At 45.1% G+C, this 25,393-nt stretch carries 23 protein-coding genes and 1 pseudogene; 11 read left to right on the top strand and 13 right to left on the bottom strand.

The genetic code is table 11. The annotated features are described in order from the left end of the window. Window positions 1–483: 483 nt before the first annotated feature. Complete coding sequence (locus QUB20_RS22675; protein WP_333249654.1) at window positions 484–1,407, top strand: fused MFS/spermidine synthase; 924 nt, start codon at window positions 484–486, stop codon at window positions 1,405–1,407. Window positions 1,408–1,852: 445 nt separating this feature from the next. On the opposite strand, the gene QUB20_RS22670 is transcribed toward QUB20_RS22675, so the two are convergent. The 3 genes from QUB20_RS22670 to QUB20_RS22660 form a co-directional block, all read right to left on the bottom strand. Then, on the bottom strand, window positions 1,853–2,281 hold the full coding sequence (locus QUB20_RS22670) for a heavy metal-responsive transcriptional regulator (RefSeq protein WP_333246173.1): 429 nt from the start codon (window positions 2,279–2,281) through the stop codon (window positions 1,853–1,855). 103 nt (window positions 2,282–2,384) lie between these two features. Further along, window positions 2,385–2,678 (bottom strand): hypothetical protein, encoded by a 294-nt coding sequence (locus QUB20_RS22665; RefSeq protein ID WP_333246171.1) that lies wholly within the window; start codon window positions 2,676–2,678, stop codon window positions 2,385–2,387. 354 nt (window positions 2,679–3,032) lie between these two features. Continuing rightward, window positions 3,033–3,203 (bottom strand): hypothetical protein, encoded by a 171-nt coding sequence (locus QUB20_RS22660; protein ID WP_172186391.1) that lies wholly within the window; start codon window positions 3,201–3,203, stop codon window positions 3,033–3,035. Window positions 3,204–3,370: 167 nt separating this feature from the next. On the opposite strand from QUB20_RS22660, the gene QUB20_RS22655 reads away from it, so the two are divergent. The 3 genes from QUB20_RS22655 (at window position 3,371) to speA (ending at window position 7,602) form a co-directional block, all read left to right on the top strand. Further along, window positions 3,371–3,961 carry a DUF3611 family protein gene (locus tag QUB20_RS22655; RefSeq protein WP_333249658.1) on the top strand — a complete coding sequence of 197 codons (591 nt, stop codon included), beginning with the start codon at window positions 3,371–3,373 and terminating at the stop codon, window positions 3,959–3,961. Between the two features lie 162 nt (window positions 3,962–4,123). After that, entirely contained in the window at window positions 4,124–5,275 is a 1,152-nt protein-coding gene (locus QUB20_RS22650) for a helix-turn-helix domain-containing protein (RefSeq protein ID WP_333249660.1), read from the top strand. Between the two features lie 317 nt (window positions 5,276–5,592). After that, window positions 5,593–7,602, top strand: coding sequence for a biosynthetic arginine decarboxylase (gene speA / locus QUB20_RS22645; RefSeq protein WP_333249662.1), 2,010 nt, complete (start codon window positions 5,593–5,595; stop codon window positions 7,600–7,602). Window positions 7,603–7,853: 251 nt separating this feature from the next. Here speA and QUB20_RS22640 read toward each other — a convergent pair whose 3' ends face one another. The 9 genes from QUB20_RS22640 to QUB20_RS22600 form a co-directional block, all read right to left on the bottom strand. Then, window positions 7,854–9,017: an NDP-sugar synthase gene (locus QUB20_RS22640; protein ID WP_333053433.1), complete on the bottom strand. Its 1,164-nt coding sequence runs from the start codon at window positions 9,015–9,017 to the stop codon at window positions 7,854–7,856. A 750-nt stretch (window positions 9,018–9,767) separates the two neighbouring features. Then, on the bottom strand, window positions 9,768–10,583 hold the full coding sequence (locus tag QUB20_RS22635) for a ScpA family protein (protein WP_333249664.1): 816 nt from the start codon (window positions 10,581–10,583) through the stop codon (window positions 9,768–9,770). A 73-nt stretch (window positions 10,584–10,656) separates the two neighbouring features. Then, window positions 10,657–11,046 (bottom strand): LapA family protein, encoded by a 390-nt coding sequence (locus QUB20_RS22630; RefSeq protein ID WP_333249666.1) that lies wholly within the window; start codon window positions 11,044–11,046, stop codon window positions 10,657–10,659. Between the two features lie 199 nt (window positions 11,047–11,245). After that, window positions 11,246–12,070 carry a DUF3153 domain-containing protein gene (locus QUB20_RS22625; protein ID WP_333249668.1) on the bottom strand — a complete coding sequence of 275 codons (825 nt, stop codon included), beginning with the start codon at window positions 12,068–12,070 and terminating at the stop codon, window positions 11,246–11,248. Window positions 12,071–12,291: 221 nt separating this feature from the next. After that, entirely contained in the window at window positions 12,292–13,596 is a 1,305-nt protein-coding gene (locus tag QUB20_RS22620; protein ID WP_333249670.1) for a metallopeptidase TldD-related protein, read from the bottom strand. A 138-nt stretch (window positions 13,597–13,734) separates the two neighbouring features. Beyond that, entirely contained in the window at window positions 13,735–15,687 is a 1,953-nt protein-coding gene (locus QUB20_RS22615) for a tetratricopeptide repeat protein (protein ID WP_333249672.1), read from the bottom strand. Further along, window positions 15,644–16,999 (bottom strand): P-loop NTPase fold protein, encoded by a 1,356-nt coding sequence (locus QUB20_RS22610; RefSeq protein WP_333249674.1) that lies wholly within the window; start codon window positions 16,997–16,999, stop codon window positions 15,644–15,646. The genes QUB20_RS22615 and QUB20_RS22610 overlap by 44 nt, the downstream gene beginning before the upstream one ends. Before the next feature lie 180 nt (window positions 17,000–17,179). Further along, window positions 17,180–17,701: a tetratricopeptide repeat protein gene (locus QUB20_RS22605; RefSeq protein ID WP_333249676.1), complete on the bottom strand. Its 522-nt coding sequence runs from the start codon at window positions 17,699–17,701 to the stop codon at window positions 17,180–17,182. 47 nt (window positions 17,702–17,748) lie between these two features. Beyond that, window positions 17,749–18,108 carry a single-stranded DNA-binding protein gene (locus QUB20_RS22600; protein ID WP_190663675.1) on the bottom strand — a complete coding sequence of 120 codons (360 nt, stop codon included), beginning with the start codon at window positions 18,106–18,108 and terminating at the stop codon, window positions 17,749–17,751. A 330-nt stretch (window positions 18,109–18,438) separates the two neighbouring features. Here QUB20_RS22600 and QUB20_RS22595 point away from each other — a divergent pair, with 330 nt between their 5' ends. From QUB20_RS22595 to mreD, 3 genes are all read left to right on the top strand, one after another. Then, window positions 18,439–19,446 (top strand): rod shape-determining protein, encoded by a 1,008-nt coding sequence (locus tag QUB20_RS22595; protein WP_333053445.1) that lies wholly within the window; start codon window positions 18,439–18,441, stop codon window positions 19,444–19,446. An 87-nt stretch (window positions 19,447–19,533) separates the two neighbouring features. After that, window positions 19,534–20,340 (top strand): rod shape-determining protein MreC, encoded by an 807-nt coding sequence (gene mreC, locus QUB20_RS22590; protein WP_333053446.1) that lies wholly within the window; start codon window positions 19,534–19,536, stop codon window positions 20,338–20,340. Then, window positions 20,337–20,903 (top strand): rod shape-determining protein MreD, encoded by a 567-nt coding sequence (gene mreD, locus QUB20_RS22585; protein WP_333249679.1) that lies wholly within the window; start codon window positions 20,337–20,339, stop codon window positions 20,901–20,903. The genes mreC and mreD overlap by 4 nt, the downstream gene beginning before the upstream one ends. A gap of 192 nt (window positions 20,904–21,095) precedes the next feature. Here mreD and QUB20_RS22580 read toward each other — a convergent pair whose 3' ends face one another. Further along, window positions 21,096–21,887, bottom strand: a complete 792-nt coding sequence (locus tag QUB20_RS22580) for an HAD family hydrolase (protein WP_333246147.1) — start codon at window positions 21,885–21,887, stop codon at window positions 21,096–21,098. A 246-nt stretch (window positions 21,888–22,133) separates the two neighbouring features. Between QUB20_RS22580 and argB the strand changes: the two genes are divergently transcribed. From argB to QUB20_RS22560, 4 genes and pseudogenes are all read left to right on the top strand, one after another. Then, window positions 22,134–23,045: an acetylglutamate kinase gene (argB, locus tag QUB20_RS22575; protein ID WP_333053450.1), complete on the top strand. Its 912-nt coding sequence runs from the start codon at window positions 22,134–22,136 to the stop codon at window positions 23,043–23,045. Window positions 23,046–23,208: 163 nt separating this feature from the next. Beyond that, complete coding sequence (locus tag QUB20_RS22570; RefSeq protein WP_333246145.1) at window positions 23,209–23,472, top strand: DUF4926 domain-containing protein; 264 nt, start codon at window positions 23,209–23,211, stop codon at window positions 23,470–23,472. A gap of 155 nt (window positions 23,473–23,627) precedes the next feature. Then, window positions 23,628–23,873 (top strand): hypothetical protein, encoded by a 246-nt coding sequence (locus QUB20_RS22565; RefSeq protein WP_333246143.1) that lies wholly within the window; start codon window positions 23,628–23,630, stop codon window positions 23,871–23,873. Window positions 23,874–24,109: 236 nt separating this feature from the next. Then, window positions 24,110–25,260, top strand: a pseudogene (locus QUB20_RS22560) (IS630 family transposase). Window positions 25,261–25,393: the final 133 nt, after the last annotated feature.

The following is a 25,393-nucleotide window of genomic DNA, read 5'->3' as shown; positions in this document are numbered from 1 at the left end:
ATCAATAATTTATAACTCTGCAATTATACATTGTTAGACCTATTTTAGCAATCTTTTCCTATCATTCAACACTTCTGACCATTCGGTAATTCTAGAAAGCTTTTTAACCATTCATATTTTGCGTTACCATAGGCTTTTATTGCCACCCATCCGTCGGCACCGCGTCTGGATAGCTAGAATCGCGATCGATCTAATATCTTTGAGCAAATCTTCTTTACTTTTTTCTATTCTTAGGTCGTTCAATGTGGAAAAACTAAAAAAAAAATGGTATTTAAAATATACACTTTTGGCAATGAATTTATTTGTTTGTTTGTTTTTGTTGCCAAGTTACAGCTTTACTAAAACCTCTTGCCCTCGATCACAATCTTGAACTACAATAAAGTACATAAAAAATTAGTCGGATCTAACTGTAGCATATTTTGGGTTAAAGTTAAGATTCGTTTACCCTGAATCTAAAATCTAAAATCTAAAATCTAAAATCGTATGACTGATTATAAAGGCGATCGACAAACTAGCAATTTAGCAGCTATTCACCAACAAATCACTTGGCTTCAGCAACAGCCAGACGGCTTCCTATTTCAACAAAACTCCGGCGACAACTGCATCGCCGTAAAAAAAATAAACTCAGTGCTCTTACTGCTTTTAGCAGACAGAGAAACCTTAATCACAAATGTAGCTCAATCAATCCTAGACCTCAACAATCCACTAAATTTAATCTTTCCCTATTCCCGATCCGTGCTGCTAGCATTAGTCTGGAAAAGTCACCCAAAAAAAATCTATGTAATCGGATTTGGTGGCGGCACCATCCCCAGAATTTTCCACCACTATTTCCCTAACGCGATAGTCGAATGTACAGATATTGACCAAAAAGTAGTCGAAGTAGCTCAAAAATTTTTTGGCATTCAATTCGACGACAGACTCAAAGTAGTCATTCAAGACGGACGCGAATATCTAGCCCAACAAGATTCCATAGTAAAAAACGATATAATTATCGTGGATGCTGGTTTTGGCAGCGGCTATATGCCCTATAAATTGGTGACACAAGAATTTTACCAACTCTGCAAAACTCACTTGTCAAGCGCAGGTGTTCTAGTTGTCCACCTGTTCCACAAACAAGAGTTTAATGCGGCTGCGGTGAAAACAATTCAAACTGTGTTCGCACAAGTTTATATATGCAATTTAGAAACCGGCAACAGCATTGTCATTGCGACTAATGCTCCCGATTTAGCTAAAAATGAAATTTTCTTGAAAGCCGAACTTATTCAAGATTTTCATAATTTAGGATTTTCCTTAATAGAAATGTCGCTCCAGCTAAAAAAAGTAGCCCAATTTCCCGAATGGGTGAAAATTTGGGAAACGCTGCCAATTTTTACAGATGCTGAAATACCCCCCGGATATTTGGACTGATAAATATATACAATTAGGGCTGTTAAGGGAATCCCACAAAAAACTCTAATTGTAGGGTGCTTATGGGGGCACCATCGGGCTGTAGAGTGTTTAGGGGCGCACCATCGCTATGCCTTTAGCAAATCCCAATCACTCCACAGTTGATACTACGAAACAGCGTTCTCAAAAATACTTGACAGTGAAAATCTGGCGGTGTATTATAGAAGTAGTGCAAATAAGTAAAAATATGAGACTAAAAAGTTGGGAGTCTCCTCGCAGCGAGGGCAGAAACTCCAAAGGTAAAGGCGGCTCAGCCAGGGCTCGGCAACTCAAAAAGCAACAGCAAACTCTGCGAAAACAGTTAAAAGCTCAACACGATCGACAAAATCACCCACAAAACCACCAACAAAACCATCAAGGGAAGGAAACCCATAATTCCTTCCCTTTTTTTGTATCTTTCCGCTGCTCAATCCCGCTGAATGTTCGGACAAATCGTGCTAGTAATGCTCGCCTGCGAGGGTTGCTCTTGCCAGCAGTTGAGAATGCCTTGCAACTCCCTCTTCAAAGTTTCTAAGGCTGCAATTTGCACGGAAATTTCCTCTACTTTAGCCGTTAGATGCTGCTTCGCTTCAGAACAAGGCAACTCTCCCCGATCGCGAACCTCTAAAATATCCTTAATTTCCTGAAGGCTCAAACCCAGAGTCTGAGATCGTTTAATAAACGCCAACCTGTTGAATACGGTTTCGCCAAACAAGCGATAGCCCGCGGGCGATCGCTCCACAGCAGGAGACAGCAAGCCCATCTCCTCATAGTAACGAACAGTTTTCACCGACAAACCACTACAGGCAGCTACAGAGCCAATTTTGTACAGTTTCTCGGCAACAGAAATATTCATAAACCAAGCATCCAAGATCGAAAGACTTTCTTGCCCTATCTTTTAGTGCCTCAGATCCAGGGAGTCGATCGGCACATCGCCCAGTCACCATTGCCCAGTAATCTTAATAAGGAGGATTTTTTTTAGACACATTAAGCACGGGCAACTGAGGTCTAGAAGACTGAGGAGGAAGATAGTATTCGGGAGCCGGCGCGGGTTGTTCGGCTGCAGAGCGGTAAAATTGCCACCAGCGGAGAGCCATCGCCACCCCAGCGGTGCCAAGCCCAAAAGCCAATAAAGAGCCACTCGCACCCATGCTGCCGATGGCTGCATCGACAACGCCCACTGTCACAACAAAGCTGGTAATTGGCTCTTTACGGTAAGCTGACCTCAAAAGTCGCGTCCACGAAGCATTCATTTGGTTTTACTCTGTTCTATATTTATTTACAAGCTCTAAAACTTAGAGTTGGCGGAACGATCGGGATTTCTAGCTCAAAGACTAGCTTCACCTAAATTAATCTTCTCGCCTGTGGGGAATTGTACGGGAGCGAGGCAAAATTGCCAAGCTTGTCAAATCAAAATTCCACCCCATATATACCTCCAAAAGCCAGCTATTGCATTCGGGAACAGAACTCTCTCGGCAGAGAAGTCGCTGGGCTTCTTTCTAATTAATATTTTAATCAATTCCCGAATTTGTCGCGGTCAGCAGAAGCCACACCCGCTGCCGGAAGACTCAAGACAAAGTGTAAGGCTGACCGCGCCATTGCTAAAATTAGTTGAGACCTAACCAGGACAGCAAGCCCTGGCCTGTGACATACTCGATAATTAAAGTTAGAGAAAAACCGATCATCGCGGCTCGACCGTTAAGGCGTTCCGCGTAGCTGTTGAAGCCAAACTTTGGCTGTTCCAGTTTGGGAGTGACGGTGGGTTGGAGTTGTGTCATTGCTTTGGGTACCTGGCGATCGACGCTATTCAAATGTGAAATCCAATGTTAGTTACAAATCTTAAACATTGCTACTTCTATTATAAAGAGGGTTAACCGCCGTCAACCGTCCCCGAAGAGAAAAAACTGCTGCCAACTAATGCCAATTAATTATACCCGCTCAAAATATGACTAATCAGTTAGATAACGATAAGCTTCCTGTCGCCGTACAGCGAGTAGCCTTTGCCCTTCGTACAACAGGCTGGGTTTGCTTCTGGGTACAGTTAGTGCTAGGGGTGGTAGCGGCGATCATTTTGCTCTTTGCCATCCCCTTCGCCCTCCCCAGGGGTACCGCCGCTGGGGGTTCAACCAGTGCCGGCACCGGCGGGGGCGTATTTTTTGCCATTTGCGGGCTAGCCGTACTCGCTTACAGCATATATCGCTCTTTCCGCTTCACCCGTTTGTCGAGACAACTGCGATCGCCCGGTAACGCTGTCCGCCCCAAAAAAGCAGACACCATCAAAGAGGTGCGGCTGGCACTGATGAGTAACTTGTCAGGAATGATCCTGACGCTGATCGGCGCAGAAGCCATCAGCGGCACGCTTTTAGCCAAATCTCTAGCTCAGCCGCAAGCCTTGTTCGGTGCCGCCGTTGATGTGGGCCGATTTATTCAGCCTCTAGATATATTTGTGGTACTCGCCAATACTCACGCCACTGTTGCCCATTTTGTCGGGATTTTCGGGGCTCTTTGGTTGCTCGATCGCATCCACAAACAATAGTTATTGGGGAGGGGCAACCGATGCCCGATGCCCAATGCCCGATGCCCGATGCCCGATGCCCGATGCCCCACTCTCCCACTCTCCCCCAACCGACATCCGGAATCACTGCCAACCTGTCGAAGAACGTACTCAGATACCTTCTACCAAGACAACATGAATATCATGGCACTGAAACCCGAGGCTTATTTTGGGGTGACAGATCACCCAACTATTGAAATTTCTCAAGAAAGTTTTCGTTCTGTTCTAGGTCAAATAGAAGCTGAACTCCTCTGTAGCGACACCTATAGCCACGCTCTAGCTAGCCTGCAAACAATGTTGGGCGAAGCAGCCTCCGCTGCCGAAATTTTAATTAGAGCAGTTAGCAGAGAAGCCGTCAAGCTCGCATTCGATCGATTTCCCAAACAGAACAAAATTGAAGCGCAAGTAGCCCAAGAGAGTGTTACTGCTGTAAGTCCCGTCATTGAGACGGTGACAGAAATTCAAGAATTGGAGCCACCAGTAACTGCTCCTGTCTTCTATTGGCGCAGCGCTACTGTGGAAGCGCCCCCCCAAACCGAGTCCGACACAGAAGAAAATTCCGATCGAGAAACTAACACTTCTGAAGACAGCAAACAAGCGCCCCAAGACGAAATTCAAGTCGAGTCGGCTCTACCTGCAACTGTCACCGTCCCCGGAAAATTCTTCCCAGGGTTCGGTTTTCCCAAAAAGCCGAAAAAACTCACCAAGGAAGAAGAAGCAGCTTTAGCCGTTCAACAGCGAGAAGAGTGCCTGCGGGAGTTGGGTAAAGAATTGCGTAAGGGACGGCAAATTCGCTCCCTATCCCTGCTCCAACTCCACAGTCAAACTCTCGTGCCGCTGCACCACATCGAATCGATCGAAAATGGGGAAATCGACAAACTGCCCCAAGACATTTACGTTAGAGGTTTTATCCGCAGACTTGGCGACGCCTTGGGACTAGACGGTAGCGTTATGGCGAATGCTTTGCCCAAACCCGCTCCGACTCCAATTCCCAGTATGTATGTGTCTGTTTCCGATTCCGACTCAGGCGAAGGCTTTCAAATGCGTCCGGTGCATTTGTACATCGGCTACACCGCTTTGATGGCTGGGGCTGTAGGGGGTTTGGGTTGGCTGTCGCAGCAACCCGTGGTGCCAGGAGCACAGGCAGTACCTCAACCGCAGGTGACACCGCCCGCCTCAGTTGCACCGGCTCAGAAAACCCCAGAAAAAGCACCTCAACCGGGCTTGAAGAAGTCTAATAACGGGGGATTGAGGATGGGGGCTGACATGGCGCCGCCGGAGGTGATTTTTGGTTAGTGTGTGTCGGGCGAGCGATCGTCCGACAACTCTCTTGGCGCAGGTGAACTCGGAAACCCGGTTTCCGAGTTCACCTGCATAGGGATATTTGTTTGAAGAAATAAGTCCCGCAAAGCAAATACGGTTGAGATTGTAGTTCAATCCCCGCTTTTCATCTATCTGTAGAGTCAATTCTAAAATCTAAAATCTAAAATCTAAAATCTAAAATCTAAAATCGCCAGCCCGTGTACCCAAAGTGATTTTTCAACTACATCAGGAAACCCGATATGTGCGATAAACTATCTATTTGACCACTCCTCAAAGAGGTTTCTGATAAGATGAGTTCCCCAGCTACCGCTGCTTTCTCCGATCTCGATCCGCTATCGACTCACTCGCCAACAGTCACGAGTTCGGTGGCACCAGACACTGCTTTGGTAACGGCGGCTCAACTGCCACAAGCATCTTGGACAATAGAAGATAGTGAGAAACTCTACCGAATTCAAGGTTGGGGCGAACCGTATTTTTCGATCAATGCAGCCGGTCATGTTACAGTTTCTCCCAAGGGCGATCGCGGCGGTTCCCTCGACTTGTGCGAACTGGTAGAATCCCTGAAACAGCGAAATTTGGCTTTGCCACTGTTGATTCGATTTTCTGATATTTTGGAAGACCGGATCGAGCGCTTAAATTCGTGTTTTGCCAGAGCGATCGCTCGGTACAATTACAAAAATGTCTATCGCGGTGTCTTTCCAGTTAAATGCAACCAGCACCGACAATTAATTGAAGATTTGGTGCGTTTCGGTCAACCCCATCACTTCGGGCTGGAAGCCGGATCTAAACCGGAATTAATGATAGCTTTGGCGACCTTAAAAAACCCAGGCGCTTTATTAATTTGTAACGGTTACAAAGACCGCGAATACATCGAAACTGCTATTTTGGCGCAGCGGCTAGGGCAAACTTCCGTAATTGTGCTGGAGCAAATAGAGGAAGTAGAACTCGCAATCGCCGCGAGCAAAGCATTAGGAATTAAACCGATTTTGGGAGTGCGAGCAAAACTCACTACTACAGGCGTTGGCCGCTGGGGAGGTTCCACGGGCGATCGGGCAAAATTTGGCTTGACAATTCCTGAAATTATCCGTGCAGTCAACGAACTAGAAAAAGCTGGAATGCTCAATTGTTTGCAGTTACTGCACTTCCACATCGGCTCTCAAATTTCCTCAATTAGTGTCATCAAAGATGCCATTCGAGAAGCCAGCCACATTTATGTAGAATTAGCTAAATTGGGAGCTAATATGAACTACTTGGACGTAGGCGGTGGCCTCGGCGTTGACTACGACGGGTCTAAAACAAACTTCCACGCTTCCAAAAACTACAATATGCAAAACTACGCTAACGACGTAGTAGCGGGAGTGAAAGATGCCTGCGACGAGCGGAAAATCCCGGTTCCAATTATCATTAGCGAAAGCGGGCGGGCGATCGCTTCTCACCAATCAGTGTTAGTTTTTGACGTACTCGGTACTAGCGATGTCCCCAGAGAAGTACCAGAACCAGTAGATGAAAACGCGCACCAAATTCCGCGCAATCTCTACGAAATTTACCAATCTATCAGTCCCGAAAATTACCAAGAAGTTTATCACGATGCTATCCAATTCAAGGAAGAAGCAGTCAGTTTATTTAACTTAGGCTATTTGGGAATTGCGGAACGGGCAAAAACCGAACAGTTGTACTGGGCTTGCTGCGATAAAATACAGGCGATCGCGCGGCAAAATGAATACGTATCTGACGATTTGGAAGACTTAGAAAAGGTGATGGCGTCCATTTATTACATCAACTTATCTGTTTTCCAGTCAGTACCGGACAGTTGGGCAATTAACCAATTGTTCCCAATTATGCCAATTAACCGACTCGACGAAGAACCAACTCAACGCGGTATTTTAGCCGATCTTACCTGCGACAGCGACGGCAAAATCGACCAATTCATCGATTTGCGAGATGTGAAGTCGGTTTTGGAACTGCATACTCTCAAACCTGGAGAACCTTACTATTTGGCGCTCTTTTTGGGAGGTGCTTATCAAGAAATTATGGGCAACCTTCACAACTTATTCGGCGATGCAAATGCAGTTCACATTCAGCTAACACCTTCTGGCTATCATATCGAACACGTTGTGAAAGGAGACACTATGAAAGAAGTCCTCAGCTACGTACAGTACGATTCAGAAAATTTGGTTGAAAGCATCCGCCGTCAGACAGAAGAAGCTTTGCAGCAAAATAAAATTACTCTTTCCGAGGCCCAACTTTTGCTGCAAAATTATGAGCGGAGTCTCAGCCAATATACTTATCTTCAGTCTTAAAATGTAGGGTGCAACTGAGATGTTGCACCACTGTCAATAAGCCTTTTATGAACAGGCAAGATGCCTGTTCCACAAAGAGTAGATTTTCTTGTGGAACAGGCATCTTGCCTGTTCTTGAGAATGGTGGAAGAGGTGAGGTGCAACCTAAGCACATAACCAGAATTGAAAGCTGAGATCGTAAATGTAAAAGTAGGGTGCGCTAGGCGCACCTTACCTTGAGTAATTACCAATTAGCAATTAGCAATTAGCAATTATCCACCATTACCGAGAATTTCAGATATCGCGCGCCGCTCTTCTCCGTGTTGAGTGGGTAAAACTTGGCGAGCGTCAGTAATCAGCCAATCGAGAGCCGCCGCTTGCAAATCGATCGCAGCCCCGGTTTTATCAACGCAGTAGCGCCCGAACACCAGTTTGTCAACCAACCGCACCTCCGGGCCCAAACGGGAATACTCAAAAATCACGCTGTTTTCCACAGTGGCGCCACTGCAAAGCCAACAATTTGGGCCAATCATTGTCGGGCCGACAATTTTTGCTCCATCCTCAATGATCGTCATCCCGCCAATGTAAACAGGCCCAGTAATATCAACTTTATCCCAGTTAACAGCTACATTCAAACCAGCGTAAATGCCGGGGCGCACTTCAATTCCCGGAATCGAAACATTTTTAACTTGTCCCAGCAGCACGCTCTGAATTGCCCGCCAATAGTCAGGAACTTTGCCGATATCCACCCACTCAAAGTCCATGCTAATTCCGTAAAAAGGCGCGCCTTCTGCTACTAGCTTGGGAAATAACTGCGAACCGATATCGTATTCCTGGCCCGAAGGGATGTATTTGAATATTTCCGGTTCAAAAATATAAATACCAGTGTTAATGTCGGTACTCAGAGCTTCCTCTACAGAAGGTTTTTCTTGGAAATCTTTAATTTTGCCAGACTCGTCTGTTACCACCACTCCGTAACTGGGAACTTCCTCGCGGGGAACCGATTTCATAACAATAGTAGCGATCGCCCCTTTTTCCCGGTGCCACTTCACAGCAGCAGTCAAGTCCAAGTCAATCAAAGCGTCGCCGCACAGCACCACAAAAGTATCGTCAAAAAACGGCGAGAAATCCTGAATTCGTTTCATGCCACCAGCAGAACCGAGAGCCTCTCCAATCAGTTCTCCCTCCTCAATTCGCCCTTCAAAAGAATAGGCAATTTGTACCCCAAACTTTTGACCGTCGCGAAAGTAGTTTTCAATCACGTCTGCCAGGTGGGAAACATTGACCATAATCTGGTCAAATCCGTGCTGGCGGAGCAATTCAACCAAAAACTCCATCACTGGCTTTTGCAGGATGGGAATCATCGGTTTGGGTATTGTCTGAGTAATAGGACGGACGCGAGTGCCTTTACCGGCCGCCAGAATCATCGCTTTCATAAGAAAAACTCGGTAAGTGGGAAACTCAGGGTCTTTAGACCTGAGAGGGAAACGACACAGGCGGTTTCAACCGCCTTTAATCTTTCTGTATCCATTACCGCCTTGGAGTTGCTCGACAGGAGTGTACTTTTGTAATGCACTTTCGGCAGGACAGTTAGCGCCTCAAACCTTGCAACTCTGTACGCATAATGTTTGCTCTTATGGAGCCTCCCTTTCGGGGTAATGTTCGCTTCGACCTGGTTATAAAAGCTTGTTAGACCTGCAACACTGTTTCAGTGACTTTAAAACTGTTTAATTGCAGATGACAGAGCGGAAAACTAGCGTCGCATTCTCCGGTGTCGTGACCTAAATAACGTCTCCTCTTTCGAGGGGTCTGGTCAGAACAGCTTGCAATTTCTTACAAGCTCAGTGGCTTTAGCCCTGAGTTCCTGACTCTTAACTTCCTCAACCCTCTGTTAACTGATATCAACTGAACAATTAGATGCTAGCGGTTGCGATCGTCGAATCGATCGAGCACAGCAAAATCCTGACCAGTTTATAGGCGACATCGTACCAGGCTATCAATCATTCATCCCCAATTTACCTAGATTTAAGAAACCAGGAATAGGGAATCACCAAGAACTTCGCACTGCCACTCTCCGCATTCGGGACTCAGCAACAGAATGCCATAGAGCGAGATTCTCCCTGGAATTTTAACCGACGCAGTGGCATAGTTATTAGTTTCGCCCGAGAACCTAATACCCTCTAAGCTCAAAGCGCGCGGATTTTGAGGTCTTGATAAAACTCCTCTTGAAGCAACTCTACTTTAGACTGAGCCGATAGTAGCAACAACGCCCAAAAAATACCTACGCGGTCATGATTTGGCAAGTGAACTTCCCCAGTCGATACCGGGTGTTCTGGGTTGACAGAGGAGTGCAAATCCTTATGATGCCAGAGCTCTAGCAAGTTGTCCAAGTCCAGCCAACCCTCGTCAATTTCCGCGCCCCGCTGAGCCAGAAACCGTTCGAGTTCACTAGCAGTTTCTACGAGATTTTCTTGGTGAGCTAGCTCAAAGATAGCCTGGGCCGCTTGCGATCGCATTTTTGAGGTAGGGCGGCGCCGGGGGGTAACTGTCTGCTGCTCCATTGCTGCTTTCATTAGCTGCAACTGCTCAATCAGTTCTGGGAGAGTCACCGGTCGTTTTTGCGGTAGTTGAGCTACACCGCGACGGCGCAATTGTCGCTCTAAATGCTGCGGCAAGTGTCGCCCGCCTGAGTGTTCTGGGTCTTCTACAGCAGGCTCGTCGGCGTCGGGATTCGCGGGGGGTTCGGAGAGGACGATACTTTCTGCTTTGAGCAACACCAGCATTGAAGCGTACAAAAACGCTTGGCCGGAGTGGGACAAATCGGAGAAATCCTTACTCTGATCAGTATCGCAGGCGTTCGTAAGCTTGCTCAGACATCGATCGAACACTTCAATTACCTTAACGTCCCAAGGATCAATTTCTCCCCGTTCGGCTAGGTCAATTAAAATTGCGATCCCCTCGGAAATCGTTTCTAAGCCATCTTGGTCTCGGGAAACGGCCATTCGATTTTAGATTTTAGATTTTAGATTTTAGATTTTAGATTTTGCCTCTGGGAAAACGAGAGAGCATATCAAGTTAATTGGCAGTTATTTCAGCAGCTTTGGCCTCAATGGCTGCTATTTCTAAACTTATCGGTTCTGCACTTTCTAACAAAGGTTGTTGGCCTTCTACTTCGGCTTTATAGCGTTCAAGATTTTGTTCTAATTCCTGAATCCGCTGCTCTTTTTCGCGAACTTGGCGGAGTTGTTGGCGCGAGGCGAGGGTTCGCTGCATTCTCGACCACAGACTGAACAGCCACGCTAGTGTTGCCCCTAATCCTATCGCTACAATTAGTTCTACGCACAGCGGAGCTTTAACTTGGACGCCTTCGATAACTTGAATCACGACTGGCTGTGTATTTTCGATGCTGAATAATACTAGAGCCAAGCAAATCAGAAAGATGAAGAAGAAATTTAGCGATCGCATTTTCTCTGTTCCTAATTCTCAATTCAGGTTAAGCAAATTATTTACCATTTGTCAACTGTTTTTAGGCATATATTCTCAGTGTTTTTATAAAATCTAATCGGGTCAATTAACCATAATATCCGGGGAGGGGCGGGTTGATGGCAGCTCTGAGAGTTGATTGAAGAGATTGGTTAAGCCGCCCCTCTAGGACATATCCTCTTTAGGTTTGACCGATGTTTTGCGGTTTCTTGCCGATTCCCAGCCCTGGCAATATTTGATATTTCAAAGCAATGCCCGCCGCCACAAATAAGGCAATAATCAGCGCCCCAATTCCTACGGGACTGGGAATCCAGAATATCGCCTCCAAATAGTTAACTTCTCCGGGTTTGAGCTTCCAAACTAACTGTTTTCCTTGCTGATAGCTTTCGGGAACCAGCGCACCGGCGACAGTTTCAATACTTTCGGCGCCCCAAGGCGTGTTCAAGCTAAAGTCTAGCTCCAAAAGTCCCCCCGGACTCAGCAGCAGACTGCCATTAGAAGAAAGCAGTGAAAGAGAGCGCAAATCCAATTCCAAACTCAACCGATTTCGCAGCACCAATAATAAATTATTCTGCTTGACACTAAGGTGAGATTCAAACTTCGGCAAATCGGTTTCTAGCCGACTTGAAACCAGAGATTTTGTCGTTGGTGCGATCGGATTGTAAAATTGGTTGAACTTGTCTTGCAACTCGGCTCCATTATTGAAAGGAATCGTCACTAGAACTTCTGTGGGGGAAACCCGTTTAGTTTTTCCGTCCAGCAACCTCACCCGGCGTTCTACGCTTTTCAACCATTCTGCAACAGTTTCGCTGCTGAAGCTCGTCAACCTTTCCCCTAGTTTAATGTGCTGCACGATTTCGCCGCGAGTTTGACTCTCAAAGTTGACCCCGACATCGTACTGAACGCATCCAGTCACTAGAGTTAAAAGGCAAAAAACCAAAGGTAAAAGAAAGAAAAAGTGCTTTTTCTTCTTCCCAGTTCCATCCTTGACATTTTGCTCTTTCATTATATATTTTTCCCTATTTTTACCTATTTGCATGAATTAGCAAAGCGTTGAATTGCCGACACTGTTTCTATGTTTGTTTCGCACGTTAACTGGTTCCTAGGCTCTGCCTGGGAACCCATGTCCAGAGGCTTTGCCTCGCAAGCTTTCATCCAAATTTGAGGCAGAGCCTCACGATATGTATTACCAGGCAGAGCCTGGTAAGGAGTAAAAACGCACTGAACTTATTGCCTCGAAGCTACACCCAACTGTTGAAACAGCATACTCGGCAAATAGGCTGCACCGCCTACCCATTCGGCTTCGCTACTCAAATCTGCCAAATTTTTAAACGCTTCAAAAATGCTGCCTGCCACCATTGTATTCTTGACGCGACCCACAATTTTGCCTTTTTCTACTTTATAGCCTAAGTCCAAATTGACCGAAAATTCGCCGGCTAACTGATTGGACTGACCGGCACCTAAAACCTGCTCTACTATTAGACCTTCGTCCATGCTAGCAATCAAGTCTTGAGTGGCGGTATTTCCTGGGGAAATGCAAAAGTTAGTCAAATCAGGGCCTGGGCGAGACAATCCGCCACGAAAACCGTTGCCGGTTGATTGTACACCGGCGCGAGCAGCCCACCTGCGATCCCAATAAAATCCGGTGACAGTACCTTTGTCTATCAAGACTTTGCGGGTGGTGGGTGTACCTTCGTCGTCAAAGGGACAAGCAGAAGGGCCTAAAGTGGGGTCTTCAAAAAAGGTAAAGCGTTCGTCAAATAAGGCTTCGCCGATTTTGTCGGCTAGGGGAGAGGCTTTTTGAACTACTGCTTGACCTGAAAGGATGGTATCAAACAAGCCGCCGAGGGTGCTAGCGGCGGCTCTGGGGGTAAATAATACTGGGTAGGAACCGCTGGTGATGGTGGCTGAATGTTCTGCGAGGCGGTATTTTTCGAGGAGTGATTGGAGGATGCTGTTGGTGTCTAGGGGACGATCGCGCGCGACATCGTAACTGTATGCTTGCATAAAGTCTTCTCCCTTTACCAAATTGCCAGCAATAGTGCCGCTGACTATTTGGCTGCTTCTTTCGGCATACAAATCTTGCGTCGTGGCAATTTTGACGCGCCCGCTGCGGACGTGGAAGCCGACATCTACCATAATATCGGGATTGTAGGCGTGAACTTGCTCGATCAGGTTTTTGCCGTTTTCGACTAATTCTTGAGTTGTGGGCGGAGTGTAGGTGGTTTCCGGGCCTTTGAGGTGGAAGTTGGAAGCGAGTTCAAATTCTGCGGGGTCGCCGATTTCGGCTGTTTGAATCGCTGCATCTACTAAATCGTCTATCCGCGTTAAATCTGTGGAACTAGCAAAACCGATTTTGCCGTGCGAAATCAGCCGGAGTGCTACGCCTTGCAGTGCTTTGGTTTGCAGGGATTTGAGGCGATTGTTTTCAAATTCGATCGGGGTGTCTTGACTCGACAGGTAGTAGACTTCAGCCGCATCGGCGCGCTGAGAGGCCAATTTCAAAATCTGTTCTATGGTTGAATCGCTCACAATAATCGCCTTTTTGGTTTGGTCTTTTTTTTATTTTAGCGATTTAGGGTGTGGCCAGAAACCGGGTTTTTTCCCAGAATATCGATACACCAACGAAAAACTGCGAAAAACCCGGTTTCTTTAGTCGAAGTGCATCCATCAATCCCCAGCCATCTGCTGAATCCTAGAAATAATGCGTTTCACTGTGTGCGCGTCAGGAGATCGCAAATGCTGTAAAATCTCCAAAGATTGCTGTAAATAATTCAAAGCTTTCTCAAAATCTCCCTGCGATGCTAACAATTGTCCTAAGATTGCGAAACTAGCAGCTTTCCCTCGAACATTGCCAATCTTTTCCTCAAGTTCCAGAGATGCTTCATAAAGTGCGATCGCCTTGGCTACTTCCCCTTGATGGGCATAAATTCCTGCTAGTTCGTGCAAAGTAGCAGCCTTCCCTTGAAGATTGCCAATCTTTTCCTCAAGTTCCAGAGATTGTTCATAAAATGCGATCGCCTTTGCTACTTCGCCTTGATGGGCATAAATTCCTGCTAGTTGGTGCAAAGTAGCAGGTTTCCCTTGAAGATTGCCAATCTTTTCCTTAAGTTCGAGAGATTGTTCATAAAATGCGATCGCCTTGGCTACTTCCCCTTGAGCCGCATAAATTCCTGCTAGATTGTGCAAAGTAGCAGCTTTCCCTTGAACATTACCAATCTTTTCCTGAAGTTCGAGAGATTGTTCAGAAAATGCGATCGCCTGTTCTACTTCCCCAAGATTTGCATAGATTATTGCTAGACAGTGCAAAGTAGCAGCTTTCCCTTGAACATCGCCAATCTTTTCCTCAAGTTCCAGAGATGCTTCATAAAGTGCGATCGCCTTTGCTACTTCCCCTTGAGTCGCATAAATTATTGCTAGATTGTGCAAAGTAGCAGCTTTCCCTTGAACATCGCCAATCTTTCCCGTAAGTTCGAGAGATTCTTCATAAAATGCGATCGCCTTTGCTACTTCCCCTTGATTGGCATAAATTATTGCTAGATTGTGCAAAGTAGCAGCTTTCCCTCGAATATCGCCAATCTTTTCCTGAAGTTCGAGAGATTGTTCATAAAATGCGATGGCCTTTGCTACTTCCCCTTGATTGGCATAAATTCCTGCTAGACAGTCCAAAGTAGCAGCTTTCCCTTGAACATCGCCAATCTTTTCCTTAAGATCGAGAGATTGTTCAGAAAATGCGATCGCCTTTGCTACTTCCCCTTGATTGGCATAAATTCCTGCTAGTTGGTGTAAAGTATTTGCTTTTAAAGATATGAACTCTTCATCATCTTTTGCCAAATATAACGCTTGTTCCAGATAGTATTTTGCAGTTTTATATTCACTGCGACTGCGATAGGCAACTCCCAAATCATTCAAAACTCTGATCCGAGTTTTCAAATCCCTTTCAGTTTCCTCGCGCCCATTCGATGGAGTATATTCGATCAATAACCGTTTTAATAAATCGATCCGTTCCTGCTTTTCCGGCAACTCACAATTGCTAATCCCTTTGCTAGCATCCAGAGTTTGAGAAATCGCATCCTCTCTAGTATTTACAGGAGTTTTAAACACAAAAGTTCCCGAATTCCATGCCCAGAAATCCGGCGCAAAATTAGCAACTCGCGTAATCGCATAATCCGGCAAACAAAAAATCATTGGATGCGGAACTTTAACCGGATAAGCATCTCGCACCCAATTAAAATCTACCAGCATCGGCGGATATTCCCCCGTCATCCCGATCGCATTTTCCAATCCCCGCACAAGGAAAATCAACTTTTTGTCTGGTTGAACTTTGACTGTTGGCAAAACCTTAAGAATTTCATCCATCAAAAAGCGCATCTCAGGATCGGGAAAATCCCAAACCTCAAACTGCATATCTTGACAATCGGGATGACTAATTAAAGCCTGAATAATCGCATCTCTATCCCTGGCAAAATTACAGTCGATAAATCCCAAATCAAAGGCATCGTCGGGAACAATATCGACAAACGTCAGCAATTGATCGAAAGACTCTTGATTGAGTTCAACAATCCTTTGCTGGTATATTTCAGGGATTTCCTTGAATTGATGCCAGGGCTTGTTGGAAAGCATAACTTTGTTTTACGAGTGGGTTGACATAATTCCACCGACTATTGCCGTTGTATTCCAAAACGGAAATATTGAATAATAAAGTTTGTCCGATTTCATCTTTATCAATATCTTTTTTGAGGCAAACTTGCGCTAATATGGTATAATATTCTGTCGTAGGAGTAGACCTTTCAAAATCAAATTGCTGTTGCTTCAAAGCGTAAGTGACATCCTCAGCCAAAACTTTACTGTGTTTGCGAGTAATGGCTGTGCGAAAAGCCGATCGAGTCGTCTGCATCAATTGTCGCACATGACCACCACTAGCTTTTGCCAAATCTAGCAACTGTTGTCGATCGTCAAATACGGCACTAACATCAACCCGTTTTTCGATCAAACTGGCAACTCCCTCTAATCTTTGCTGATTGTAATTTAAATCGCACTCACTGCGATTAAATTCATAAATATTCACCATTGGCACGATGTTGGGATTACCAAACAAATTGCTGACATTTTTATAGGAATAAATTACCGAAATCGGCACTGTATAGATAATTGTACAGTCTAGTTCTTGGAGTTGAGGAGCGTAATCAAAAAACAAATGATTGGCAACATTGGGAGGAATCCGGTCTAAGTTATCAACAATCACCAAAAATCCTTTTTGATAGCGGTCGGGATATTTTCGTCTCAGCTTCTCAAAAGCATCTTTCAATAACAAATTAATATCTGTTTGCAAGCGGGACAAATTACGCTGAAGAGTTTCCCGAATTACTTTTTTTTGTTGACTAGAACCTTTGATTTGACCGAGCAACTTGGCTGTCAACTTATAAATAAAGGGAATTTCTGCGCCTGCACTTGCTTCAGTTTCGATGCTAACGGAAGATTGAACAGTTTCTTCTGTTTCTTTAGTGACTTCTTTAAACCACGATTCAAAACGATCTAAAAGTTTGGGGTCAAACTTCAATCGTAATTTAGTTAAATCATCAGCTACTTTGTTGATAAACAGCAAATATAAATCGGTATATTCTGCATCAAGAACATCTAGTTCCTGATCGAATTCTATGTAAATCACCCGATAGTCATTTTCCCACCGCGACTGAATGCGTTTTAACTCTGTACTTTTGCCGCATCCCCGATGTCCGGTAAACAAAATTGTGTTAAATTCTCCCGGTTCTTGAAGATCCAAATCCGTGCTAACATCGTCGATCGCTACTGTGTTGCGTACTGCGGACAAATCCACATAATATCGCGCAATATCATCGCCCGTTAGAGGCTTGACATCGCAAGCGCGGTAAGCTTCTTTGAGTGTTTTGGCGCGGTTGGGTGGGAGTGAAGTCATCGGATTCTAGATTGTAGATTGTAGATGGAACCCACAGCTTATCGCGATCGCGGACGATCGGGATGTGGAGCTTTTTTACTCCTATGTTAACTCACATCTCGCACTATACTCAAGAACTGGCGATCGCTACCAACCGACCACAGAAACCGGGTTTTTTCGCGAATCCACTTCCAAAAATGATTAATAACTAAGAAATAAGCCGCCTAAAATTAGCCCGATCGCAATTAACGCCACCCAGATAAACCTATTATCTTTCGTATTAACCTGACTCAAATCTACAGGCTCTGGTACGACTGGCTTGGGTTTAGCGTACTTGATATCAGCGTTCGGATTGGCTTGAAAACTGATTGATTGATTTTCATCTAAAGCTGCCAAATCAGGGATTTTTACCATCCATTCGGGAGGGATAGTGAGTTTGGGAGCTTCGAGAATGAATAGCAAGCGCTTTGCTTGTTGGCGGGTTTCTTGGCGGGGATGGCGGGTGAGCGCACGGCAAAGCTCGATCGCCCTTTCTGTGTTGCCAGAGGCTTCGTAGGCTGTCACTAGCCACATCTGCACCTCGCCGCCCAACCGGGAATTTCGATCGACTAAACCGGTAGCTGTTTCTAAACTCTGCACAGCTTGAGCATACCGGCCACTCTCAAAAGCTACTTGCCCAGCTTGGTACTCAGTTTGAACAATTTCTAACTTTTCTGAAGTCACGAGCACCCACCCAATTCACAAATATTACTTCCCAAATTCCCCAAACGCTAGAATTCGCTGTTGTGTTGCGACATACCCGACTCGTTGTCGCGTTTGGAACCCAGCAAGTCTAAATGGTCTACCTTAATTACAGGCTTCGAGCGATTTGAACCGGTATTGCGGTCTTGCCAGCGATCGAACTTTAAAGAGCCTGTTACGCCAATTAGAGAGCCTTTGCGAACGTAGTCAGCAGCAATCTGCGCTGTTTTGCCCCAGATTTCCAGATTGAACCAGTCTGGTTGATCGCTGTTCTTAGTTCTGCGGTTCACTGCCAGCGTCAAACTACACTTAACTGTACCCGACTCAAAATACTTCACGTCCGGGTCGCCGCCGACGCGGCCTACTAAAGTTACAACATTAAGACTCATAAACTTTTTTTGGAATGTGGTCGATCGGTGATGTAGTTAAACAGTCCACACGCGCCTTAGCCTCCAAACTGAACTTGGAACAGCGCTTGTGAGGCTTCATCCTGATTGTACACCCAGTTAGGAGAACATATTGATGGTGGATGATTGGCGAGTCTGCGCTCAACCTGAGCTCGACAATGTACATTTCTGACTAGACTCAGGATGAAAAACGTAATAGAATCCACCTCGGTTACACTTTTGTAACAACATTATTGCACACAATAGTATTTTAGTTTTTGGGGGGGGTACGAATCAGTGGGTCTTCTCAATCGATTTTCGTTATCTAGAGATATGGGTATCGACCTCGGTACTGCTAACACGCTCGTTTATGTATCGGGCAAAGGTATTGTTCTGCAGGAACCTTCTGTAGTGGCGATCGACCAAGAGTTAAAAATACCGCTGGCTGTTGGAGAAGAAGCTAAAAAAATGCTCGGCCGCACGCCAGGGAATGTCATAGCACTGCGCCCGCTTCGCGACGGGGTAATTGCAGACTTCGATACGGCCGAACTAATGCTCAAGACTTTTATCCGCAGGGTTCACGAAGGCCGAAGCTTAGTTTCGCCGCGGATAATTATTGGCATCCCCAGCGGTGTCACCGGAGTCGAGAGGCGTGCTGTCATTGAGGCGGCGACTCAGGCCGGTGCTAGAGAAGTACGGTTAATTGATGAACCCATCGCGGCGGCGATCGGGGCTGGACTGCCTGTTGCTGAGGCGACTGGCAATATGATTATAGATATAGGCGGAGGTACTACGGAAGTTGCGGTTTTGAGTTTGCAAGGTACGGTGATCAGTGAGTCTGTGCGGGTAGCCGGCGATGAACTCAATGAGGCGATCGTCCAATACATGAAAAAAGTTCACAATTTGGTCATCGGCGAACGCACTGCTGAAGAAATTAAGATTCAGGTTGGTTCTGCATATCCAACTCCAGAGGATGACGATGTAATGATGGAAGTGCGGGGCTTGCACTTACTGTCGGGTTTGCCGCGAACTGTTACGATCAAAGGCCCAGAAATTCGCGAAAGTATGTCGGAACCGCTTTCAGTAATTGTGGAAGCTGTCAAGCGTACATTGGAACGCACCCCGCCGGAATTAGCTGCAGATATTATTGACAGGGGAATTATGCTGGCTGGTGGTGGCGCGCTGATGAAAGGTTTAGATACTCTGATTAGTCACGAAACAGGAATTGTCACTCACGTGGCCGCCGATCCCCTTTGCTGCGTGGTTTTGGGAACTGGTAGAGTATTGGAAAACAAACAGTTGGAACGGGTTTTCAGCGGGCAGTCGTCGCGTAATATGTAGTTAACAAATTTGGGATTGTGGATTTAGAAATACGGCTGCAATCTCAAATCTAAAATCCTGACTTAACAATTTTAGATTAGTGAAATTATGCTAAAAAATACATTCCGAAAGTGGTGGGATCTGCGGCTGCAAATAGCTCTTTTAGGTTTAGCTGTAACTGCCGCTTGGGGAGTTCGACAAACACAAGGTGCGGCAGTATTTGAAGTTTACAATTGGGTGACTCGTCCGTTTCACGCCAACGGCTCTGGACAAGAGGAACTCATCTCGGCGCGAACTCAAGAATTGCAAGCCCAACTATTAGAAGCAGAGACTCAAAATCAAAAGCTAAAAGAGCTTTTAGGTTACGTTTCTGCTAAGAAACCTAAAGGGATTGTAGCTCCTATTGTTGGTCGCAGCGCCGACCACTGGTGGCAGCAAGTAACCTTGGGGCGCGGCAGTAATGATGGCATTAAAACAGATTTTACTGTGATGAGTCCCGGCGGTTTAGTAGGCAGAGTAGTCAGCGTTACTCCTAATACTAGCTTGGTGCTGTTAGTCAGCGACGCTACGAGTCAATTGGGTGTGGGAATTACCCGCAGTCGTCACATGGGTTTTATGCGCGGGAAAGGCGGAAATCAGGCGGTGATGGAGTTTTTTGAGAATGTTCCCAATGTCAAGCCTGGGGATGTGGTTTCAACTTCTTCTTACAGTCAGTTGTTCCCTCCTGGTTTGCCGGTGGGAAAAGTGGTTTCGGTGGATATGAATAAAACTCCGGCTCCAGAGGCTGTGGTTGAGTTTTCTGCACCGATGAATGCTCTGGAGTGGGCGGTGGTTTACCCCCACTCTAAGCAAGCCGAACCGAAGGATTCGCAGAGTCAATCTTCTGCACCATCTGAGGGAGCACAGCAACAATGAAAGCTTTATCTCGGATGTCTTCGCGATCGCGCCCATTTCTCAACTTCGCAGTTACATTTCTATCTGTGATGCTGTGCATACTGATATTGCCCACTCGGATGCCGGGAATGGAATTGTTGGGAATTGGGCCTAACTGGCTGTTAATTTGGTTGGTAGCTTGGAGTATTAAGCGGAAACGTACAGTTTGGGGAGCCGCTAGCATGGGCTTGGTTTTGGGGTTCCTTCAAGATGCGATGACGGCTCCTCATCCCAGCCACGCTGTCAGTCTAGTTGTTGTAGGAGTCTTAACAGTTGTTTTGCAGAAAACCTGGTCGATTCCGGTAGATATTGTTGAGAGAGATCCGATTCCGATCGCGTTAATTGTGTTTGGGATGGCGGTGGTAGCGGAAACGGTGATGGGGCTGCAATTTTTTTCTATGGGCGATCGGGCTTTACTGGAAATTTGGAGCTATCACCAGCGAGTGGCTTTGTGTTCTGCTATTCTTAGCAGTCTTTGGGCTCCGGTGATTTATTTTCCGCTCAATCGCTTGTGGGAAATGACCAGGAATGTAGAAAAATCTTAGTCATTAGTCATTAGTCATCAGTCATTAGTCATTAGTCATTAGTCATTAGTCATTAGTCATTAGTCATTCGTTAACAGTCATTAGTCATTCGTTAACAGTCAACAGTCAACAGTCATTAGTCATTCGTTAACAGTTAACAGTTAACCGTTAACAGTCAACAGTCAACAGTCAACAGTCAACAGTTAACTGTAGTCATTCTACTATTACTTGTTGAGCCGAACCTAATAAGTGATGAACGGCAATAATCAAATCGCTGAGAATGAAATTAGGCTGGTGCTTTTGCAGTTGATAGCGGCTGCGAATTCCGCAGGTAACGGCAATTGTAGGTATTCCCAATGCTTTTCCTGCGAGGATGTCTGCTTCTGTATCTCCGATCATCCAAGCCGAACCCAGCGATGACTCAAATTCTTCTGCCACTTCAGCCAACAATTCAGTTTTTAAGGCTGTATAGTTGTGATAGGCCGCATCCGCCATCTGAGTTCCGCGAATGCTGGTAAACAGTCTGGCTAAACCGTAATTTTGTAACAGTTGAACGGCTTGATTTCTCGGCCGCAGGGTGACTAAAATCAGTCGCACGCCGCGGGAGTGCAGAAGTCCGATCGCCCATTGCACTCCCGGCTGGATGCGATCTAAGTGCAACAAGTCTGGCTGATTGACAATTTGACTGACGCATCCTAAAAAAACGTTAATTTCTTCTCCCGACAAGCCGGAACTTTTGGCTATTTCAGCATCGGGCACGCGGTTTTGCTTCATTTGCCAAAATTGCTGTTTGCTGAGGATTTGAAGGTTGAGGTTGATTCCCCGATCGAGATAAGCTGCTTGAGTATCGGCCAATCCCTGTTGATAGGTGGCATAGTAGCGATCGGAAACATCGACTATGGGCCCGTCTAAATCGCAAAATACCGTCATCCGGGGGGACGAGTCAGCCTCTGATGGTAGGTTGTACTGAAGGTTTTCCGAGTCTTGGGCGACAGCAGTTAACATAAAACGTTAAGTAAATCTAGGGAGTTATACATTTCTTGACTGTAGCAAAAAATGTATAAGTTATAATACATAAATTTTAATGCTTTTATTAAAAAAACCTATGAATTTTTTGAAGATTGGGATCAATAAGGGCGATCGAGCCTGCGCGTCGATAAAATTCAGAGAAAAAGTGATTTTTGTGGCTGTTAATATGTGCTTTAGCCATTAAAGTTTAGAATTAAGTTTTTAGTCTTCTGTAATTTACCCATGCTCAAACAAAGCGATTTTGTTAGGAATTCGGACACTAATCGAGTAGAGGTGCTGTCCGAAGCACTGCCTTACATTCAACACTTTGCCGGTCGCACCATAGTTGTCAAATATGGCGGTGCGGCGATGAAAGATAGCAATCTCAAAGACAAGGTGGTTCGGGATATTGTGCTGCTAGCTTGCGTGGGGATGCGTCCGGTTGTGGTTCACGGCGGCGGCCCGGAAATTAATATTTGGCTCGAAAAATTAGGAATTGAGCCGCAATTTAAGGATGGTTTGCGGGTGACTGATGCGGCGACAATGGAAGTTGTAGAAATGGTTTTGGTGGGTAAAGTAAATAAGGAAATTGTTTCGTTAATCAACCAAGCTGGCGGCAAAGCAGTGGGATTGTGCGGCAAGGATGCCAACCTGATTCAAGCTCGTCCAGATGGGCGGGAAGGAATTGGGTTTGTGGGTGAAGTCAGCGGCGTGAAAATCCAGATTTTGGAATCTTTGGTGAACAGCGGATATATTCCGGTGGTGTCGAGCGTGGCCGCCGATGAAAACGGTCAATCTTACAACATTAATGCTGACACGGTAGCTGGGGAAATTGCCGCTGGTTTGGGAGCAGAAAAGTTGATTTTGATGACAGATACTGCGGGAATTTTAGAGGATTATCACAAACCAGAGAGTTTGATTGCTAAGTTAGATATTCAGGAAGCGAGACAGTTGGTTGAGTCGGGAGTTGTGTCTGGGGGCATGATTCCGAAAGTTAACTGTTGTGTGCGGAGTTTGGCTCAGGGTGTGAAGGGTGCTCACATTATTGATGGTCGAATTCCTCATGCTTTGCTGCAAGAAATATTTACCGATGCGGGGATTGGGTCGATGATTGTGGCTTCTGAGTTTAGTAGCGCGAACTTAAGGCCCAAGTAAGGGGTAAATCCTAGGATGGGGAGGGCGGGTGCGTGAAATGGGTAAACTCGCTGCGATCGCGTATATCCTAACTAAACCTGCCCCTAAAAACCTTGAGAAGGTACTTCTAGGAAATTACTTCAACTACTTCTAACCGTTGTTGGATTTCAGCTTTTCTTAAACTATGATCAAACACTTTAGAGTTTTGGATTCTGTTGCGATTCTCAAGCCGATTGCCAATACGCGATTAGCGCTAGTGGAACCAGAATACGCATCTATTTCTAGTTTACCAGTTGGACTTGTGGGAACTATTGTTGAAGTGTATGATACGGGAAAGGAATGTCAGTATTTAGTGGAGTTTGCTGATAGTCAAGGGAGTGAATATGCTATGGCTATGTTGAAAGCTGATGAAATTTTAGTTCTGCAATATGAACTTGCAGTTGCTTAGTAATGTGAGGACAATAGAAGGTAAGGATTCAGGTCAAAAAAGACTTAAGTATCAAAAGCTGGTAAAATAAACGAATGAAAAAGCCCGCAGCCACCAGACAGAAAGAAAAAATCCAAATCGAGCAGTTGAGCCAAGCTGAACTGGTATAACTGGTAATGGGGCTGCAAAAAATAATTGAAGAATTGCAAGAAAAACTAGCCATTGCTACGGGAAAAAGTCGAACCACCAGTCAGACTTCTTCGATTCCTCCATCACACGATAGAAGTGGGAGTAGGAACACTCCAAAAGACCAATCAACGAGTAGCAGCAGCGGTAAAGCCAGCTATAAATGCACTGTGGAAATGGGCGTGCAATCAAATGTTCATGTAGATGAAACGCTAAGAGTGTTTGATGGGGGTTAAAGAAGGGCTATGGACGGCTAGTGGAGAGGGATTCTGTTTATTCCATTCCGCGGATACTTTTGTGACGTGTGGAACTAGAAACCATGCTGGGTACAGAATTTGCTGGGGTCTTAAGCTCAGATGATTTCAGCGTTTATAATGGTGGCACAATCACAGCTCAACAGAAGTGTCTAAGCTGTTGTGCATTTAAAACGCATATTGGTATAATATAACATAATGATATTCAGAAAAAGTGAATGCCTGGTAAAAACTTTCTCAGTTCCGAGACAAAGGAAACTCTGCAACAAGCATTAAAAGACCATGAGCATCCAGACATTCGACAAAGAGCGTTAATATTTTTATTACTAAACAACGGAAATACACAAGCTCAGACTGCTGAACTAATTGGATGTTCTCTCATAAAAGTTGCCTACGGTCGCATTCATGGTCATCCTGATAATTTAGACAGTTTTAAAGATAATAGGATGAAGGGTAATTACCGAAAAGCCACATAAAAATACATTGATTTACTTTTAGAAACAGTTGAAATAGAGCCTGAGAAATATGGTTATGAGTTCGGAATATGGACAACAGCTAGACTTGCAATACATCTAGGAGAGCAGACAGGAATAGAGCTGAGTAGTACCCAAGTTAGGAGGATTTTAAAATCAAAAAAGTATGTTTACCTTTCGGCTAAATATAGCTTAGAGTCTAAGCAAGATACCGTATAAAGGGGTTGATTTAAAAATAAATTAGCGGAGTATCTAAAAATAGAAAAATAATATCCAAACCTTTTGCAGGTATGGTTTTAGAACGATAGTGGATTTAGTTTAAGGGTGATTAGAAGGAAGAACTGGTGTATAAAAGTAACTCGAAGTAACATTCATAGGAGAGCGACGAAAAAGTCGTATTAATGTTATGGGTGGAGTAAGATATTAAGATAAAAAAAATGGGTATATTTTATTCCATCTGGGAATTATGCTAATTTTTATGCAGTGCTGAAAATTCTTTATGAAGATTTAAAATCCGAGTGGATATTGCAAGGAAATTTAGCGGAAGACTTTAAAGATAAAGGCTGTAAGTTTGTGATAATTTTGGACAACGCTAGTTTTCATAAAAAAGCAGAGACTTTGCAGAAAATAGCGTCAGAAATGCCGAATCTAATCATAGAGTTTTTGCCCAAATATAGCCCGGACTATAACGTAGTTGAATTAGTATGGCATTCCGCCAAGGAATATGTTGCTAATAGATTATTTGAATTGAAAAACTAGAATCACTGTTACATAAACTTTTAAATGAGGGTGGGCTAAGAGTGCCCAACCCTACTCCCTACAAGAAAATTTACTCTTTGTGGAAGAGGCCGGAAAGCCTGTTGTTAAGAATGATGCAATATTGTGGGAGTAATTGATATCTGCTGGCATTTTCCCCAAACCTGTAGAGGCGAGTTTTACCAACTATAAATTGCGTGAACTAACCTGACGGTCAACTGGGTACAGTTAGACCGCAGGCTTCTTTTTCCTTTTTTTCAAAGGATTTTTTGA

This window comes from Microcoleus sp. B4-C2, from assembly GCF_036705265.1.
In the GTDB taxonomy this organism is placed as follows: domain Bacteria; phylum Cyanobacteriota; class Cyanobacteriia; order Cyanobacteriales; family Microcoleaceae; genus Microcoleus.
The sequence above is the reverse complement of the archived record's forward strand: the minus strand, read 5'-3'. Positions and strand labels throughout refer to the sequence as shown.